Here is a 556-nt window from a genome sequence, read left to right as displayed (position 1 = left end):
CCGGTCCCGTATGGCTTCCCCTGGGCTCGACCGGCCGCCGCCGCCTCCTCGACCTCGCCCACCCCGCCGCAACGAGCCTGTGGGCCGACGCCCGCCACGGCACCACACCACCACCCGGCCCCCACCTGCCCCTCGTCGCCTGACACCGCAGCCCGCCCGAGAACAGGAGTGCCTATGACGATCTGACAGCGCGGCGGACCAGAACCCACCCACCGGCCCGGCCGGAGAACAGGAGNCGCACCCGCCGAAACCCGCCGTAGACCCCCCGCCCGCGACCCGACGCCCGTGGAGGACAGGAGGACCGCGCACGTCCGCTCCGGCCGCACCCGACGACCCCGCCCCGTCCCCGTGGCCACCCCGCCCCACCCCCGACAGCACCCCCGCCGACGACACCCTCACCCCGTCTCCCGCACCGTCGCAGTCGGACCCGCCCGGTCCGCTTGACCGCTACGTACGGGAGACGCTGGCACGGTTCCCACCGCTACCGGACGAGCACCGGTACGCGCTGGAGACCATGCTCACCCGAGAGGAGTAGACGCACCGCACAGTCGAGGCG

Source organism: Frankia sp. CeD (genome assembly GCF_000732115.1).
Lineage (GTDB): Bacteria > Actinomycetota > Actinomycetes > Frankiales > Frankiaceae > Frankia > Frankia casuarinae.
The sequence above is the reverse complement of the archived record's forward strand: the minus strand, read 5'-3'. Positions refer to the sequence as shown.